Annotated in this window: 13 protein-coding genes; 5 read left to right on the top strand and 8 right to left on the bottom strand. The window is 71.7% G+C overall.

Annotated features, from left to right (window positions below; all coding sequences use genetic code 11):
• From ACIOC1_RS17945 to ACIOC1_RS17935, 3 genes are all read left to right on the top strand, one after another.
• Positions 1-921 carry a sugar phosphate isomerase/epimerase family protein gene (locus ACIOC1_RS17945; protein ID WP_401855243.1) on the top strand — a complete coding sequence of 307 codons (921 nt, stop codon included), beginning with the start codon at positions 1-3 and terminating at the stop codon, positions 919-921.
• Positions 922-1,046: 125 nt separating this feature from the next.
• On the top strand, positions 1,047-1,790 hold the full coding sequence (locus ACIOC1_RS17940) for a sugar phosphate isomerase/epimerase (protein ID WP_355347778.1): 744 nt from the start codon (positions 1,047-1,049) through the stop codon (positions 1,788-1,790).
• Positions 1,787-2,890: a Gfo/Idh/MocA family protein gene (locus ACIOC1_RS17935; RefSeq protein WP_401314356.1), complete on the top strand. Its 1,104-nt coding sequence runs from the start codon at positions 1,787-1,789 to the stop codon at positions 2,888-2,890. Before ACIOC1_RS17940 ends, ACIOC1_RS17935 begins: the two co-directional genes overlap by 4 nt.
• 339 nt (positions 2,891-3,229) lie before the next feature.
• On the opposite strand, the gene ACIOC1_RS17930 is transcribed toward ACIOC1_RS17935, so the two are convergent.
• From ACIOC1_RS17930 to ACIOC1_RS17900, 7 genes are all read right to left on the bottom strand, one after another.
• Positions 3,230-4,768, bottom strand: coding sequence for an aldehyde dehydrogenase family protein (locus ACIOC1_RS17930; RefSeq protein ID WP_391160691.1), 1,539 nt, complete (start codon positions 4,766-4,768; stop codon positions 3,230-3,232).
• A gap of 258 nt (positions 4,769-5,026) precedes the next feature.
• Positions 5,027-7,276, bottom strand: a complete 2,250-nt coding sequence (locus tag ACIOC1_RS17925; protein ID WP_401855239.1) for an RICIN domain-containing protein — start codon at positions 7,274-7,276, stop codon at positions 5,027-5,029.
• 162 nt (positions 7,277-7,438) lie between these two features.
• On the bottom strand, positions 7,439-8,275 hold the full coding sequence (locus tag ACIOC1_RS17920; RefSeq protein ID WP_355347787.1) for an undecaprenyl-diphosphate phosphatase: 837 nt from the start codon (positions 8,273-8,275) through the stop codon (positions 7,439-7,441).
• A 133-nt stretch (positions 8,276-8,408) separates the two neighbouring features.
• Positions 8,409-9,962, bottom strand: a complete 1,554-nt coding sequence (locus ACIOC1_RS17915) for a glycosyl hydrolase family 18 protein (protein WP_401855236.1) — start codon at positions 9,960-9,962, stop codon at positions 8,409-8,411.
• Positions 9,963-10,192: 230 nt separating this feature from the next.
• The gene (locus ACIOC1_RS17910) at positions 10,193-11,575 is read right to left on the bottom strand and encodes a S8 family serine peptidase (protein WP_401855234.1); all 1,383 of its coding nucleotides are present in this window, start codon (positions 11,573-11,575) and stop codon (positions 10,193-10,195) included.
• A gap of 255 nt (positions 11,576-11,830) precedes the next feature.
• Positions 11,831-12,733, bottom strand: a complete 903-nt coding sequence (locus ACIOC1_RS17905; protein WP_401855232.1) for an ABC transporter permease — start codon at positions 12,731-12,733, stop codon at positions 11,831-11,833.
• Positions 12,730-15,510: an alpha/beta fold hydrolase gene (locus tag ACIOC1_RS17900; RefSeq protein ID WP_401855230.1), complete on the bottom strand. Its 2,781-nt coding sequence runs from the start codon at positions 15,508-15,510 to the stop codon at positions 12,730-12,732. The genes ACIOC1_RS17905 and ACIOC1_RS17900 overlap by 4 nt, the downstream gene beginning before the upstream one ends.
• A 160-nt stretch (positions 15,511-15,670) precedes the next feature.
• Here ACIOC1_RS17900 and ACIOC1_RS17895 point away from each other — a divergent pair, with 160 nt between their 5' ends.
• Positions 15,671-16,120, top strand: a complete 450-nt coding sequence (locus tag ACIOC1_RS17895; protein ID WP_401855228.1) for a nuclear transport factor 2 family protein — start codon at positions 15,671-15,673, stop codon at positions 16,118-16,120.
• 134 nt (positions 16,121-16,254) lie between these two features.
• On the opposite strand, the gene ACIOC1_RS17890 is transcribed toward ACIOC1_RS17895, so the two are convergent.
• On the bottom strand, positions 16,255-16,896 hold the full coding sequence (locus tag ACIOC1_RS17890) for an LAETG motif-containing sortase-dependent surface protein (protein ID WP_355347210.1): 642 nt from the start codon (positions 16,894-16,896) through the stop codon (positions 16,255-16,257).
• A 281-nt stretch (positions 16,897-17,177) separates the two neighbouring features.
• Between ACIOC1_RS17890 and ACIOC1_RS17885 the strand changes: the two genes are divergently transcribed.
• Positions 17,178-17,858, top strand: a complete 681-nt coding sequence (locus ACIOC1_RS17885; protein WP_401855224.1) for a hypothetical protein — start codon at positions 17,178-17,180, stop codon at positions 17,856-17,858.
• Positions 17,859-17,861 lie beyond the last annotated feature (3 nt).

Genomic DNA, 17,861 nt, shown 5'->3' with positions numbered 1-17,861 from the left:
ATGAAGCTGGGCTTCCTGACCGCCTGCCTTCCGCAGCTCCCGCTGGACGAGATCGCCGCGTGGGCGGCCTCGCACGACTACCAGTCGCTGGAGGTGGCCACCTGGCCGTCCACCGGCTCACGGGAGTTCGAGGCCAGCCACATCGACGTGACCGGCTTCGGCAAGCAGCGGGCCGACGAGGTGCGCGGCCTGTTCGAGCGGCACGGCCTGACGCTGTCCGCGCTGGCGTACTACGAGAACAACCTGCACCCGGACGAGACCCGCAGGGCGGAGATCGCCGCCCACGTACGCGCCAATGTGGACGCCGCCCAACTGCTGGGCGTGGACTACGTCGGCACGTTCGTCGGCCGCCACCCCGGTCTGACGGTGAAGGAGAACATCGCGCTGGCCGAGCGGGAGCTGCCGCCGCTGGTGGAGTACGCGGGCGAGCGCGGTGTGAAGATCATCATCGAGAACTGCGTGATGGAGGGCTGGCACCCGGACGGCTATCCGGGCAACCTCGCCTACTCCCCCGAGCTGTGGGAGTGGATGTTCGGCCTCGGCCTCTATCTCAACTACGACCCCTCGCACCTGCTGTGGCTGGGCATCGACCCGGTCGAGGCGCTGAAGCCGTACATCGACCGCATTCCGCACGCGCAGGCCAAGGACGCGCAGCTCGACCCGCGGGCCAGGGACCGTTACGGCTTCTTCGGCCGGTCGGTGGCGCGGACCGACGGCTGGGACAGCGGCTGGTGGCGCTACCGGGTGCCGGGGCTCGGCGACGTCGACTGGCGCCGGATCGTCGACACCCTTTACGAGGGCGGCTTCACGGGCACGCTCTCCGTCGAGCACGAGGACCCCGTCTGGAGCGGCGACGTCCAGCGGATCACCCAGGGTCTGGAGATCGCCCACCGCACGCTGCGGCCGTTGATCGTCGGCTGATCCGACCGCGCGTCACCGCCGGCCGCCGCTCCCCCGCACCACCCGCACGCGCCGTACCCGCCGTACCCGCCGTACCCGTACCCGCCGTACCCGCACCCGCCGTACTTCCAGGAGGCATCGTCACGATGGCCACGCCCTTGAGCATCCAGCTCTACACCCTCCGGGACCAGATCGCCGCCGACCGCGACGGCACGCTGTCCCGCCTCGCCGGGATCGGTTACACCGCCGTCGAGGCGTACGACCCCACGGCCGACCCGACCGGTTTCCGCAAGGTCGCCGACGACCTGGGGCTGAGCGTCAACAGCACGCACGCCTACGCCCTGTTCGACAAGGAGGCGTCGGAGGTCTTCGACGCGATCGCCACGGTCGGCACCGACCTGGTGATCATCCCCGGCGGGATCGCACACGAGGAGTTCACCACCCCCGACGGTCTCTCGCGCACCGCGGACCTCCTCAACGGCTTCGCCGAGAAGGCCGCCGAGCGCGGTATGCGGATCGGCTACCACAACCACTGGTGGGAGATCGAGCCGCGCTTCGACGGCAGGACCGCGCTGGAGGAGCTGGCGGACCGGTTGGCCCCCGAGGTGTTCCTGGAGGTCGACACGTACTGGGCGGCGGTCGGCGGGGCCGATGTGCCGGCGCTGCTGCGCGCGCTGGGCGACCGGGTGCTGGCGCTGCACGTCAAGGACGGTCCCGGTGTGAAGGACGAGCCGCACACCGCGGTCGGCAAGGGCAGCATCGACGTGCCGTCGATCCTGGCCGCCGCGCCCGACGCGCAGCGGATCGTCGAACTCGACTCCTGCGCGGGCGACATCTTCGAGGCCGTCGCGGAAAGCCTCTCCTACCTCACCGCGCTGGAGCGTTCATGACCACAGGCCCGGTCGGCGTCGCCGTCGTCGGCGCCGGTGTCATCAGCGCGCAGTATCTGGACCATCTCACCGCCTTCCCCGACCTGCGGGTGCTCGCCGTCGCCGACATCGACGTCGAGCGGGCCCGTACGGCGGCCGGGACGTACGGGATTCCGGCCGCGGGCGACCTCGCGTCGGTGCTGGCGATCCCCGAGGTGGAGATCGTCGTCAACCTGACGATCCCGGCCGTGCACGCGGAGGTCGCCACGGCCGCCCTCCAGGCGGGCAAGCACGTCTACGGCGAGAAGCCGCTCGCGCTGGCGCCGGCCGACGGGGCGAAGATCCTGGCCGAGGCGCGGTCGCGCGGGCTGCGGGTCGGGAGCGCTCCCGACACCTTCCTCGGGGCCGGGCTCCAGTCCGCGCAGCGGGCGCTGGCCGCCGGGGTCATCGGCGAGCCGGTGAGCGCGACCGCCGTCACGCAGGGGCCCGGCCCCGAGTCGTGGCACCCGAACCCGGAGTTCCTCTTCCAGTACGGTGCCGGGCCGCTGTTCGACATCGGTCCGTACTATCTGACGGCGCTGGTCGCGCTGTTCGGGCCGGTGGCGCGGGTCTCGGCCTCGGCGCGGCAGGCGCGTGCCCAGCGGGTGATCGGTTCCGGGCCGAAGGAGGGCACGTCCTTCGCGGTGGAAGTGCCCACGCACGTGCACGCGTTGCTGGACTTCGCCGGTGGCCCCAGCGGCTCGGCGACCTTCAGCTTCGACTCCTCGGTGCCGCGCCGCCTCATCGAGGTCACCGGGACCGAGGGCACGCTGTCGCTGCCCGACCCGAACACCTTCGAAGGGCCTTTGCAGGTCCGGGCGTTCGGTGACGACGACTGGCGTGACCTGCCCGTCACCGGTACGGTCGCCGGTCGCGGCCTGGGCGTCCTGGACATGGCCCGCGCCATCCGGGGCGGCACCGAGCACCGCGCCTCCGGCGAACTCGCCCAGCACGTACTCGACTTGATGGCCACGGTGACGGACGCCGCGCAAGAGCACACCGTCCGCACCCTCGAAACCAGCGCCCCGGCCGTGTCACCGCTGCCGGACGCGTGGGACCCGGCGGCCTCGACGCTGTCCTGACGCAGCGGTCGACCACCGTCGGCCCCGGTCGGCCCACCCGTGGGGGGATGGGTCGACCGGGGTTTTTCTGAGCACGGTTCACCGCTGCGCAGGTGGGTTCGCCGGTAGCCAGCGAGCCGAAGGCGGCGCCGGTGTCGAAAGGGAGAACGCGCACAGCGACCGAGGAACGAGGGAGCGAGCACGATCGGCCTCCCCCAGACTCCGTCCGGGGGTGCCCCCACACCGGATCTAAGCCGCCGGAGGCGAGAGGGCGGCAAAAAAAGGGGATCGCGGTGAGCCTGCGCGAGAGGGCTCCCCAGCACGGCTCGCCGCAACCGCGGCCTCACCCAAGGCGCCCCCCTAGGCCGCGGGCAATTGGTAGTCGGGGAAGTTGCCCGGGAGGCGGTCGAGGGTGGGGCCCTCGGTGACGGCGTGGACGAGGAGTTCGCCGCCGACGAAGGCGCCGCGCCAGGAGGCGCCGAGGCCGCCGAAGAGTTCGTCGCGGTCACCGCGGGAGCGGGGCGCGCCGCGGCCGACCTTGAAGGCGCGGACCTGGGAGGCGAGGCGTTCGGTGGTGCGCGGGTCGTCGCAGGACAGGGCGGCCACCAGGGCGCCGTTGCTGGCGTTCATGGCGGAGAGCAGCTCGGCCTCGGTGTCGACCAGGACGATCGTGTCGACGGGTCCGAAGGGCTCGGTGTGGTGGAGCGGCGAGGACGGCGGAGGGCCCAGCAGCGTGACCGGGGCGAGGTAGGCGGAGGTGTCCTGGCCGGGGAGGAAGAGGCCGGGGTCGAGGGCGCCGTGGTGCAGCGGCACCGCGCCGCGGTCGACGGCCTCGGCGACCAGGTCGGCCAGCTCCTTCGCCTTGGCCGCGTTGATCAGCGGCCCGAAGTCGAGCGCGGGCAGCGGGTCGTCGGGCCCGGCGACGGCCAACGGGTGGCCGGTCCTGACCGACTTGACCGCCGGGAGGTAAGCGGCGAGGAAGTCCGCGAAGCGGGAGCGCTGGACGACGAACCGCGGGTAGGCGGTGCAGCGCTGCTTGGCGTAGTCGAAGAGCTTGGGGATCTGCGCGCCGAAGGCGTCCCAGTCGCTGTACTCCCACAGGCCCCAGCAGTTGAGCCCTTCCTGTTCGAGGATGTGCCGCTTGCCGACGTCGGCTACGGCCGTCGCGATCCGGGCGCCGGTGTCCCGGCCGCCGACGAAGGAGACGCAGCCGATCTCCGAGGACTGCACCAGGGCCTCGGAGAGTTCGCCGCCGCTGCCGCTGACCAGCGTGACGGGAATGCCCTCGCGCCTGGCGAGCGCGGCGGCGAGGGTGAGGCAGGCCAGGCCGCCGTCGGTGGGCGTCTTGGCGATGACCGCGTTGCCCGCGAGCGCCTGGACGAGCATGGCGTGCACCAGCACGCTCATCGGGTAGTTCCAGCTCGCGATGTTGGAGACGGGACCGGCAAGTGCGGTGCGGCCCGCCACCATCGGCTCGATGCCGTCCACGTACCAGCGGACGCCGTCGATGGCCCGGTCCACGTCGGCGCGGGCCAGCCGCCAGGGCTTGCCGATCTCCCAGACCAGCAACAGGGCCAGCAGGTCGCGGTGTTCGGTGAGGGCGTCCAGAGTCGCCGAGACGCGCGCCTTGCGGTCGGGCAGCGGTACGTGCCGCCAGCTCCGGTGTTCGTCGAGCGCGGCGCGTACCGCCTGTCGCGCGGTGGCCGCGTCGAGCCGGGGCGGCCCGGCTATCGGGCTGCCGTCGACCGGTGAAGTGGCGGGCAGCGGGCGGCCGTCGGCCTGCCAGCGGCCGTCCCACAGATTCAGCACACGGTCGTCGCGGAATGCCTCGGGCGCGGTCCGCAGGGCGCGCCGCCACGCGTCGCTCCAGGCCGTTCCGGGCTTGAGGATGAGGGTCATTCGGAACTCCGCTCTCGTCGGGGGGCGGAACTCGCGCGGCGCACCACCGCGCGTCTGCCGACGATAGCGACTGGACTCCCGGGGGTTCCGGTGTTCGACCACGGGTGTGTCGGTCGTCACCGTGCCCGGCCACGGCACGGGAGGAGGCGGGTTACGGCGCGGGTGAGCGGGGGTCACCGCACGGGAGAGGGGCCGGCCGACGGGATGCGCCCCCTGTGCCGGCCGGCCCCACTGTGTCCCCCGTGTACCCCTGTGTGACTAGGGGTAGCTGGTCAGGTACGTGACCTGATGGCCGCTGTTCACGGCCGCTCCCGTGGTGTTGATGACATGGCTGATGGTGCCGACACCGCCGAGCGAGACGGTCACCATGTCGTGGAACTTCACCCCGGAGGTGTTGGGCACCTGGAAGGAATTGGCCGACACCACCGAGGAGTTGGCGGAGAAGTAGCAGTAGCTGCCGAGCCCCCACGCCTCATGGCTGGTGACCGAGTCGGCCACCTTGTAGGCGGGGTAGCCCTGCGAGGAACCGTTCATCCAGGAAGCCTGGTTGGGCGGGTCGTAGGGCATCTCGTTCTGGAAGAAGTACGTTCTGCCGCCGTTGCCGTTCCACTGCACCTGGGTCTGCTGGTAGTGCTCGACGAACAGGCCGTACATGGTGACGTTCTGGCCGTTGACGACGAGGCCCGTGGCTGCGGTGTTGGTGTTCCAGCCGACGGTGCCGCCGTTGCCGTGGTCGGCGCGCCACAGCCACATGTGGTCGCCGATGACGTTGTTGCTGTTGACGACCAGCGACTGGGTGGCCTTGCCGACCGCCGCGCCGCCGATCCGGAAGAAGACGTCGGACAGGCTGGTCGGGTCGGCCGCGTGGTTGGCGGACGAGCCGGCCGGGCCGATCTGCATCAGCGTCTGCGAGTTGGTGGTGCCCGCGTCGATGAGCAGCCCGGCCAGCTTCACACCGTCCACGTCGGCCGTGGTCAGCGCGGTGACGCCGCCGTCCGGGACGAGCGTGGCCAGACCGAGACCGAGGACGACGGTGTCGGGCCGGGTCACGTTGATCGTCTGGTTGAGGTGGTAGACACCCGGCGTGAACAGCAGGTTCTTGCCCGCCGCGAGCGCCGCGTTGATGTCCGAGGCGGTGTTGCCCGGCTTGACGATGAAGAACTGGTCGATCGGCAGCGACTGTCCCGCCGGCGTCTTCCCGCTCCAGGTGGTGCCGGACGCGTTGGACTGGAGGGCAGGCACGAAGACCTGGTACTTGCCCGCGCTGTCGATGTACAGGAAGGGCTTCTCGCGCACCACGGGCGCGCTGGCGACGGTGGTGTACGTCGGGAAGCTCTGCGCGGGCGCGCCCTTGTCGCCGACGAAGACCATGTTCCAGTTGGAGCCGCTCCAGGACCCCATCTCGGTGTCCTTGGTGAGGAACTGCTGCTGGGAGCCGGACTGGATCTGCCCGTCGATCTTGGAGTCGGAGATGAAGCCGCCGCTCGACCAGCCGCCGTCGTCCAGCGCGAGGTTGCCGCGGACGTGCATCCGCCGGTACGGGGCGGCCTGCGAGACGGCCCAACGGTCGCTGCCGCCGGTCGGGTTGACGGACATGTTCTCGGCGTCACGCCAGAAGTTCTGGGTGGCGTTGCCCTGGAACCAGTCGGCCTCGGCGTGCACCTTGCCGTTGATGGTGACCGAGTCGGGGCTCAGGCCGAGTCCTGCGACCTGGGTGTAGAAGCCGACGTTGACGTCCGCGCTGTAGGTGCCGGGCTTGAAGAGCACCGCGTAGCGCTGGCTGCCGAACTGGTTGGTCTCCTGCTGGCTAAAGATCGAGTTCAGCTTGGACTGGATGGTCGAGGCGGACATCGACGGGTCGAAGACGACCGTGTTCGGGCCGAGGTCGGGGTCGCCGCCGCTGGGCGGGGTGGTCGGCGGCGTGGTGCCGCCGCCGCTGCCGCTGACGTTGAACGACTGCGCGGTGGTGCCGTTGCACGTGTACTGCTGGAGCTGGACGCTGTCGGCGGTCGACGCGCCGGGCACGTCGAGGCACTTGCCGCTGTTGCGGTTGACGAAGTGGAAGGCGCCGCTGCTCTCGGCGACGGGCTGCCACTGCTGGTTGCTGCCGCCGCCGTACAGCCAGAGCTGTGTGGCGGCGCTGTCGGCGGTGGAGACGCCGGTGACGTCCCACACCTGGGCGGGCGCGGTGGACACGCCGATCCGGTAGTAGCCGCTGTCGGTGGCGGTGAACTGCCACTGCTGGGCGGCGCTTCCGTTGCAGGCGTACTGCTGCACCGCTGTGCCGTTGGCGGTGGCCGCGGCGCGCGCGTCCACGCACTTGCCGCTGCTGACGCTGGTGACGCTGGCCGGGGCGGCCGGGATGGTGGCGGCGCCCGCGTCCCGTGCGGTGACCAGGGCGATACAGGCCGAGACCGGCAGGACGAGCGCCGCCGCTATGGCGGCTGTTCGTCTGCGGGTGCGGGATGTGCGGGTGGGCGTGCCGGGCACGGTGGGGACCTGAGTCACACGTGTCTCCTCGGTCGCGTTGTGGGGTCGCGATGCGGTGTGGACGCTAGGGGCCGCCCGTCGGCGAGTCAATACACATCAAAAAATAAGTCGTGAACTATCCGGCCGGAAAAGAGGGCCCGGCCGTCCCGGCCGGGCCCTCGGAGTGCGTCTGACGGTAAGTCAGGAACTGATCGTGTCCGTCGTCAGCAGGCCGATCAGCAGGAAGCCGACCACGATCCGGTAGATCACGAAGGAGTTGAACGAGTGCTTGGCGACGAACTTCAGCAGCCAGGCGATGGAGACGTAGGCGATCACGAACGACACCACGGTGCCGACGGCGAGCGCGGGCACGCCGACGCCCCCGCTGGTGGCGTCCTTCAACTCGTACAGCCCCGCGCCGGTGAGGGCGGGCAGGCCGAGGAAGAACGACAGGCGGGTGGCGGCCACCCGGTCCAGGTCGCGGATGAGCGCGGTGGAGATGGTGGCGCCCGACCGGGAGAAGCCGGGGAAGAGCAGCGCGAGGATCTGCGAACAGCCGACGATCATCGCGTCCTTGAAGGTGACCTGGTCCTCGCCGCGCTTGAATCGCGCCATCTGCTCGGCGCACCACATGACGACGCTGCCGCCGATCAGCGAGAAGGCGACGACCCACAAGGACGCGAGGGCGCCGTCGATCAGCGGCTTGGCGGCCAGTCCGACGACGACGATCGGGATGGTCGCGTAGATCACCCACCAGGTGAACTTGTAGTCGTGGTTGTCGCGCTCCCTCTTGTTCGCGAGCCCCTTGAACCAGGCGCCGACGAACCGCTTGATGTCGGAGAAGAAGTAGACGAAGACGGCGGCGATGGCGCCGGTCTGGATCACCGCGGTGAAGCCGACGACAGCCTTGTCGTCCACCGGGATGTTCATCAGGCCCTCGGTCATTTTCAGGTGCCCGGTGGAGGAGACCGGAAGGAACTCGGTCACTCCTTCCACGACGCCGAGAATGACGGCTTGGCCGACGCCGATGACGCTCATTGGGTGGTCCCGCCCCTTGTCCGCCGGTGATCGCCCCGGCCCGTTACGACTACATGTTCGTAGACAACGGTCAGACTTTAGAGGATCGGCGGCCGGACCCCGAATCCGGGGCCCGGCCGCCGCGGGAGGCGGATCAGCAGGCGCCGAGGTCCTGCCAGACACCCCACTCACCGGTGGTGCCGGGCGTCTCGCCCGTCGTCCACCACTTGGCCTTCCAGGTGTGACCGGCGTACGAGACGGTGTTGCCGCCCACGTAGACCGCGCTGCTGTTCCACGCGGTGGCGGTGCAGCCGGTGGTGGTCCCGGTGACCGTGAGCGTGTACGCGGCGGTGTGGGTCGTGGTGCCCGCCTTGCCGGTGACGGTCAGGGTGTACGCGCCGGGGGCCGCCGAGGCCGTGGTGGCGACCGACAAGGTGGCGTTGCCGCCCGCGGTCACCGAGGTCGGGCTGAGCGTGGCGGTGACACCGGCCGGGGCGCCGGAGACCGTCAGCGCGACGGACTGCGCGGTGCCGGAGGCGACGGCGGTGTGCACGCTGGAGGTGGTGGAACCGCCCGGCGCGACGGAGCCGGAGGCCGGGGTCAGCGACACCGAGAAGTCGTTCGCCGGGGGCGGGGTGGTGGTGCCGCCGCCGGTGAAGGGCTGGAAGGTGTGGCTGAACTGCCAGGTGCTCTGTGCGACGCCGGAGCAGGTGTCGGAGCCGCCCTGGCCGGGGCAGCCGCCGTTGTCGCGCTGGAGCGCCCAGAAGGACAGCGTGTTGATGCCCTTGCTGACCGCCCAGTTGTAGACGGTGGTGGCGTTGGCGGTGGTGAAGGTCTCGGCCGCGCCGAAGTCGTCGATGCCGGGCATCTCCGTGACGCCGACCATGCCCCAGATCTGCGCGTCGGTCTTCGACGGGTAGAGCCCGGCGAGCTGGTCGTGCAGGCCGGTGGCGGCGGTCTGGGTGTCGGTCGCCATGTTGTGCGTGGCGTTGTCGTAGTAGTCGAACGTCATCAGGTTCACGACGTCGACCTTGACGCCGTTGGAGATGGCGTTCTGGATCACCGACAGGCCCGAGCCGTCGCCCGCGGTGCCCGTGGTCAGCCCGTGGGTGGTGGTCGGCAGGGTGTAGGAGAACTGCACCGAGCGGCCGTTGCTCGCCGCCCAGTCCTGGACCATCTTCACGGCCTTGTTGCGGCGGTCGATGCCGCCGGCGTTGGTCAGCGAGTTGTCCTCGATGTCGAGGTCGATCCGGCTGATGTCGTAGGTCGTGATGACCTTCTCGTAGGCCGCGGCGATCGAGCTGACGTTGGTGCAACTGTCGGCGATCTCGGTGCCGCTGTTGTCGGCCGCGTAACCGCCGAAGGACGGGATGACGTCGCCGCCGCCCGCCTGGAGGGTGTCGATGTCGGCGCCGAAGTTCGCCTGGGCGATCGGCAGCGAGCTGTCGCCGTTCCAGTACGGGGTGCAAGAGCCGACGGACGGCGTCTGGATGAACGCCATGGTGAGGAATTTGTTGCCGGAGGCCGACGCCAGGCCGGAGAGGCTGTCGCCGTTGTACGCCTCGAAGTACGGGGCGAACACGTGGGCGGGCAGCGGGGTGGCGGCGTGGGCGGTGCCGCTGCCGGTCAGGGCGAGCCCGGCCGCCGCGGTGGCGGTGACGAGTCCGGTGAGCAACGCGCGGAGGGGTCTGCGAACGGGTCCGGTCATGGACCGCGCTCCCTTCGAGGGGGGATGTGTGGGGGCCGACAGCACAGGGGGCGCTGCTGGTCTGGACCAATACTGTTGGTCTGGACCACCCGACTGTCAAGAGTCCTAACAGATAACGGAGTTGGACCACTCACCCCACGGGACCGGACATTTCCGGCACCCGGACAGCACGTGTCACCGCCGCGCCCGCGCGGACGCGGCGGTGACCTGTCAGTACCCCGCTCGGACGGTCAGCGCCGCCAACTGGCGATCGCCAGCGCGGGAACGAACCGCGCGGCGTCCAGCGTGCCGACACCGGTCGCCATGTCGTACCCCTTCACCGCGGTGTAGCCGGTGACGCCGTCGTAGGAGTTGTTCGTGCCGTCCTTGACGTCCACGATCCCGGTGAGCCTGCTGTCGCCCCGGTAGAGCGTGTACAGCGCCTGGTGGATGTCGCCCACCCGGTGCCCGGCGAGCTGGTCGGCCAGCGCGACGATGCCGGAGAACAGCGGGCTGGACTCGCTGGTGCCGCCGTACACGTCCCATCCGACGGCCGTCGGGTCGAAGGAGGAGTACACCCACGCGCCGCCGTCCACGGCCGCGGTCATCGAGATGTCCGGGGTGCCGCGCCGGGCGCCGACGACGTTCTTGACCACGTCCTGGTACGAGGGCCTGGTGAAGACGTGCGACTGGCCGCCGCCGCCCGCGCCGTAGTCGTTGTAGACGCTGTCGGGCGCGGTGCGGTCGCCCGCGTCGTCCAGGTGGAGCTGCGTGCCGCCGATCGAGGTGACCAGCGGGTCGGACGAGGGCCAGGAGTTCACCGGGTACGGGTAGTCGGTGGCGCCGTCCGCCATCGAGTCGGTGGCGCCGCCGTCGCCGGAGGACGACAGCACCGTCACGCCGTGCGCGGCGGCGGCCTTGAAGGCGTACCGCAGCTTCTGGATGCTGGAGAAGTCGCCCCGGTCGAAGCCGGGGAAGGTGTTCTCGGTGGCGCCGAAGCTCTGCGTGATCACGTCGCCGACGCCGTGGTCGATCATCGACTTCTCGGCGTCCATCATCTCGGGCAGCCCCTCGACGCCCTCGGTCTCCGCGACGCCGGTCTCCACCAGCACGATGTGCGCGTCGGGCGCGACGGCGTGCGCCATCTCCACGTCCAGCGTGCTCTCGCTCGCCCAGCCGGTGTGGTCCGGATTCGTCGGGTCGAACGGCGGCACGTCACCCCACTTGACGACCTGTACGTGCGAGCTGGCGATGCCGAACTGCCGGCTGTACACGTCGAGGTCGTGCTGGATCGTCGGCGACCCGAACGAGTCCACGATCACGATCGTCCGCCCCTTGCCGGTGATACCGGCGCGGTAGAGCGGCTTGAGGTCGTACGCCTGGCGGTACTGCTGCGGGGTGTAGCAGTTGATGCCCCACTTCGCCTGGCACTGCGCGCTGCTGAGCGGGCTGCTCACCCCGCTCACCAGCCGGTGTCCCGTGACCGCTGGCACGGCCTTCACCACCGGTGCGGTACGCGCCGGGGCGGCGATGGCGGACCCGGCGACGGGAGCGGCTGTCAAAGCGGCGGCGGCGAGGGCGGTGACCCCTGCCGCCGCGACCGCGGCGCGGGGCCGCGGACGGAATCTGCGCATGGACTCTCCTTGTGTGGAGTGCGACCGCACGAGACGGATGCCGCGATCACACCCACAGATCATGCCCAGGACAAGAGACTTCGCCGTTTGCTGCCGACCGCTTTACTCCGGATGGCCGCCCCTTGGTTATTTCATGGGCATGCCATGACGAGGCGTCGTGGTGCGGCGGCGTGCGGCGGCGTCGCGGGTCCCGTCATGCTGCGGCGTCACGGCACGGCACGGCATACGCCACGTCACGACACGGCCGACGGCGGGTCAGGACACGATGTCCTTGGTGCGGAAGCCGCGGAAGGCCAGCGCCGTCAGCACGATCGCGTACGAGACCGACACCGAGGTGCCCTGGAGCATGCCGGACCACTCCATCGTCGGCTGGAGCGCGTCCGCCCAGGAGAACTGCCAGTGCGCGGGCAGCACGTCGCGCCACCGCCCCAGCGCGGTCACGGCGTCCAGCACATTGCCGACGATGGTGAGGCCGACCGCGCCGCCGACCGCGCCCAGCGGCGCGTCGGTGACCGTGGAGAGCCAGAAGGCGAGCGCGGCCGTGACGAGTTGGCTCACGAAGATGTAGATCACGGCGACCGCCAGTCGCGGCAGCGCCTCACCGGACGCCAGCGCCCCGCCGGTCGGCAGTTCCAGGTCCCCCCAGCCGTACGCGACGGTGCCCGCCACCAGCGCGACCGCGGGCAGCAGGACGAGCGCGACCGCGCTGAAGCCCAGCGCCACGGTGAGCTTCACGGCCAGCAGCCTGGTCCGCGGCACGGGCGCGGCCAGCAGATAGCGCAGCGAGGACCAGCCCGCCTCCGAGGCCACGGTGTCGCCGCAGAAGAGCGCGACCGGAACGACGAGCACGAAGCCCGCGGAGACGAACAGGCAGGTCGCGCAGAAGTTGGCACCCGAGGCGGTGGCGGTGTCGATCAGCGTCGGGCCGTTCCTGCCCTCGCCGCTCGGGGTGCCGCCGATCGCGAAGGCGGCGATCAGGATGAACGGCAGCGCGGCGAGCAGCGCGGCCACGATCATCGTGCGGCGCCTGCGCAACTGCCGCCTGGCCTCGACGCGCAGCCGCAGCGTACGGCCGGGGCGGTAGCCGGGCGCGGTGGCGCGGGCCGGTGACCCGTCCGGTGCGGGCGCGGGGGCGGGAAGGGCGGGTGCGGCGCTCACGAGGAGCCTCCGATCAGGGTCAGGAAGGCGTCCTCCAGGCGGCGGTGCGGCCCGACCTGGGCCACGGGCACGTCGAGACGGACGAGTTCGGCCACGAATTGCGCCGGGGTCAGGCCGTCGAGCACCGCGAGCAGACCGTCCTCCTCGCGGACCGCGGTGGCGACCCCGGGCAGTGCGGCGACCTTCTCGACCGCGCTCTGCGGCAGTTCGCCGTCGATCCCGACCAGCACGGTGTCCGCCGAGCCGATGATGTCGGCGACGGGACCGGCCGTGACCAGCCGCCCGCGGTCCATGACCACCAGATGCGTACAGGTCTGCTCGACCTCGGCCAGCAGGTGGCTGGAGACGATCACGGTCCGGCCCGCCTGCGCGTAGCGGATCAGCACCTCGCGCATCTCGCGGATCTGGGGCGGGTCGAGTCCGTTGGTCGGCTCGTCGAGGATCAGCAGGTCCGGCAGGCCGAGCATGGCCTGCGCGATGGCCAGTCGCTGCCGCATGCCCTGCGAGTAGGTGCGCACGGCCCGTTCCAGCGCGTCGCCGAGGCCCGCGATCTCCAGGGCCTCCGCCAGGCGGGCGTCCTGCGCCGGGCGGCCGGTGGCCTGCCAGTACAGGTCGAGGTTGGCGCGGCCGGACAGATGCGGCAGGAAGCCGGCGCCCTCCACGAAGGCGCCGAGCCGGGACAGCACGGGCGCGCCGGGCCGTACCGCCTCGCCGAACACCCGGATCTCGCCCTCGTCGGGACGGATCAGGCCCATCAGCATCCGCAAGGTGGTGGTCTTGCCCGCGCCGTTCGGCCCGAGCAGGCCGAGCACCTGGCCGGGTTCGACGCGGAAGGACAGGTCGCGTACGGCGTACTGGTCGACGGACTTCGCGTACCGCTTGCTGAGGCCGGTGATCTGCAACGGGACCGCGGCGAGCGCCGGGTCGGCCGGGCGCGGGCGGACCCGGCGGCGGCCGGTGAGCAGCAGGACGGCGGCCACGGCCAGCGCGATCAGCGGCAGCGCCCAGGCCCACCACGCGACCGAGGTGGCGTCGGCGCCGAGCCCGGTGTCGGTGGGCAGGGTGAGCGTCGGCGACGCGAGCGAGACGGTCAGTACCGCGGGCGCGGCCGGGGAGGCGTAGCCGAGGTCGGTGGTGGACAGCACCACGCGCAGTCGGTGCCCGGCCGCGAAGTCGTGGTCGACGGCGGGCAGTCGGACCGTGACGGTGGTGCCCTGCCCGGACCCGACGACGCGTACGGGGGCGGCGAGCGAGGCGGGCAGGGTCTCCTTGCCGCCGGGCGCGACGTCGTAGAGCTTCGCGAAGAGCACGGCGTCGGGCGCGTCGGTGGCGACCTTCACCCGCACCGACGGCGCTCCGGTGAGCTGGGCGCCGTCGCGCAGTGGCGCGGACTCGAACACCGCGATCTGGCCGGGGAAGTCCAGGGAGATGCCGGCGCCGACCGAGGAGAGCTGGGTGAGCGCGCCGAGGCCGGGGACGGCGGAGATCGCGGGCGGGGCGCCGCCCGCCGGGTTGGTGATCCGCTGGGCGGAGCCGGCGAGCGCGATCTTCCGGCTGCCCGATCCGTCGAGGCCGGGGTAGCTGTCGCCGCTCGCGCCGCGCAGGGTGACGCTGCCGTCGGTGGAGTTGAGGCCGCCGGTGCGGGTGACCCGGAAGGCGGGTCCCGTGCTCGTGGACGTCTCGCCCTTGAGGTAGTGGTCGAACCAGGCGGTGACCCGCTGGTCGATCCTGCCGTTCTCGGTGTTGCCGCCGTCGTGTCCGCCCGCGATCCAGTCGACGGTCACGGGTGCGCCGTTGGCCTTGATCGCCTTGGCCATCGCGTCGGACTGGGCGAGGGTGAACAGCGAGTCGGTCTGGCCCTGCACGATCAGCGCGGGGACCTTGATACGGGAGCCGACCGCGGACGGGCTGAGCGCGTCGAGTCGCGCGCGGGCGGCGGCGTCGGGCTTTCCCGCCTGGGCCACGCGTTGGTAGAGCGCGCAGACGGACGGTTCGAACCGGCCGCAGAGGGGGTCGGCGGTCGTCGGCGCTCCGGCGGGCGTGCCCGTGCCCGTGCCTGTGCCTGTGCCCGTGCCTGTGCCCGTGCCTGTGCCCGCGCCTGTGCCCGTGCCCGTGCCTGTGTCCGGGGTCCGGTCGCCGCCCGTTGCCGCGTCCAGCGGGGTGGAGCCGCTGGAGAAGAAGATGCCGGCCCACAGCTTCTTGTAGACGTCGTTCGGGAAGAGCGCGTCGCTCAGATTCCAGTACGTCATGCGCGGCGCGATGGCGTCGATGCGCTGGTCGTAACCGGCGGCGAGCAGGGAGATCGCGCCGCCGTACGAGACGCCGGAGATGCCGACCCGCGGGTCGCCCGGCGCGTCGAGCCGCACGTCGGGGCGGTCCGCGAGCCAGTCGACGAGCTTGCCGACGTCGGCGACCTCGCCGTCCGGCGCGTTGAGCCCGATGCGTCCGGTGGAGTGCCCGAAGCCGCGCGCGGACCAGGTCAGTACGGCGTAGCCGTGCCGGGCGAGCGCTTCGGCCTGGCCGCGCACGTCGTCCTTGCTGCCGCCGAAGCCGTGCCCGAGCAGTACGGCGGGCCGCCTGCCGGGACCGCCCGAGGTGAAGTACGAGGTGTCCAGGCGTACGCCCCCGGCGCCGTCGAGCATCGCATCGCTGCGGTGCACCGAGCCGCCGTCGCCGGACGCGGTCGCCGTACCGACCGCGACGCCGCCCGCCACCAGCACCACGAGCGCCCCCGCGGCGGCGAACCACCTCTTGCGTCGCGGCCATCGAAGATCCATCCCTCGATCCTAGGCGGCTCGGGCCGCGGACCGGGCGTGGGCGGAGGGTTCTCCGGGTATTCCCATACTCCGCGCCTGTCAGGTGTCTTGACTTCTCCGGTGGCGCGTGCCATCCATGCGGTGCCCACGCGTCCGTCCGGGCGCGGGCAGGAGGGGCCGCATGCTCTCGCTCGGCGATATCTCCGACCGGCTGGAAATCCAGGATCTGTTGATCGAATACAGCCACGCGGTGGACACCGGCCAATGGCCGCTGCTGGAAGCGGTCTTCACCAAGGACGCGGTCCTCGACTACACGGCGACCGGCGGTCCGCGCGGAACTCTGCCGGAGATCAAGGAATTTCTCGCGGCCGTCATGCCGCGTTTTCCCGGATATCAGCATTTGCTCGGGAATTGCGCGATCCGGCTCGACGGGGACCGCGCGACGGGCCGCACCATGTGCCTCAACCCGCTTGTGCTGCCCGAGGGCGGCAAGGCGGCGGAGCGCGGTGTGCTGCTGTGCGGCTTCTGGTACGTGGACGGTTTCGCGCGGGACGGCGGCGGTTGGCGGATCGCCTCGCGGCGGCAGGAGACGTCGTACATGTACCGGGCGCCGGGCTCCGCGCAGGCGTGAGCGACCGGCCGCCTTCGGCATGTACCCGGTTCGCGCGGTGTCCGTGAACCGCCGCGGCGCGGTGGCCGACGTGGGGACGTCGGCCACCGCGCCGGGACGCCGCCCGTGGGACGGGCGGCCGGTGGTGCGGCGGATCAGCGGTGTGCCGCGCCGCGCCTGCGGTTGAAGACGAGCAGGCCCGCGCCCGCGGCGACGACGGCCGCGGCGATGCCCGCGATCATCGGCGTCGAGCTGGAGCTTCCGGTCTCGGCCAGGTCACCGGAGGCCGGGGAGGTGCTGGCCTGCACGACCGGGGCGTTCGAGGTCGCGGTCGTCTCGGGGGTGGTCGGCGGGGCGGTGGGCGTCTCGGACGCCGGGGTGGTCGGCGGCGCGGTGGGCGGCGGCGTCTCGGGCGTGGTGGGCGGCGGCGTGGTCGGCGGCTTCTCGCACGGCTCGGACGTCTTGTACTCGTCCCTGCCGTACTGCTTGCCGTCGCCCGCCTTCACGACCAGGTGCACCTTGATCGCGGTGCTGTGGTCGGGCAGCGCACCCGTGAAGTCGTAGCTGCCGCCGAACGACTCATTGCTCGCGAGCACGGCGCCGCCGTCCACGGAGACGGTCACCGAGTTGGTGACCCGGGCGTTGTAGGCGGTGAGGTGGACCGAGACCGAGTCGCAGTCCACCGACCAGTTGGGGGTGTGTGCCGATGCGGGCGCGGCCAGTACGGCCGACCCGATGAGCGCCGCCATTCCGGCGCCCGCTATGACACCGGAGCGCCTGCGGCTCTGGCGCGTCATTTGCATGAATCCTCCCTGAATTTCGCTGTGTTCTCCGACTCCCTGGCGACGCCCCCGTCCGCCATAACTACGGGGACCGGGACCCTACACCCGGCGGAATTCCGCCCGGCGACCGCCCCCCACCATTACGGAGCCCGTATCAATTCACCTGCAATTCCAGGGGATTCGATCACCGGGCGCCGGTCCGGGGCCCGCTGGTCGCGGCGCGCGGGGAGTGTCGGCCGCGGGCGGTACCGTGCGGGAGACAGCACGGGCACGTCAGGCGGAAGGAGGCAGGTCGCGTGGCCAAGGCACTGACCCCCGCTCAGCGGAAGGCGGTCGCCGGCTCCGATCCGTCGACCGGCCGGCTCTCGGCGCGCGCCGACGTCTGCGCGGCGCTGGTGGCGGCGGGTCTCGCGGTGCCGCACGGCCGCAGCGGCCACCCCGCCTACTACCTGTCCCAGGAGGGTCTGCGGCAGCGCGCCGCGCTGGCGGCGGCCGAAGCGGCACGGCAGGCGGCGCGGGAGGCGGAAGCCGCCGCGGAGCCGCCCGCGGTCCCCGTCGGCACCTTCACGGCCGACGACGGTACGGGGACGGTGACGCCCGGCCGCGGTCCCGCCCGCGCGGCCGAGGTGGCCGCCGCGTGGGAGGGCCTGCTGGGCATCCGTGCGGTGCTGCTCGACGGCGTGACCGACGTGCCCGCGCCGTGGGAGCGCGAACGGCTCGTGCACGCCGTGTCGTTGGCCCTCGAAGCGGCGGGCTGTCCGCCCGCCCCTGACGGTTATACGGTCACGCCTTCCGCGCAGGACGGCGCCGTCGAGGTGTCCTGGCGGGGCGCTGCCGCCCCGGACGAGGCGGCCGGCCACCTCGGCCGGTGCGCGGCGCTCCTCGACGCCCGCGGCTGGCAGTCCACCCGGCACCGCGACCGCGCCGCCCGCCCCTTCCTTCTCACCTCCCCCCGGCGGTCGGCGCCCCGCCGCTGAGGT

Origin of the sequence: Streptomyces sp. NPDC088197 (assembly GCF_044741185.1) — a bacterium.
GTDB lineage: Bacteria > Actinomycetota > Actinomycetes > Streptomycetales > Streptomycetaceae > Actinacidiphila.
The sequence above is the reverse complement of the archived record's forward strand: the minus strand, read 5'-3'. Positions and strand labels throughout refer to the sequence as shown.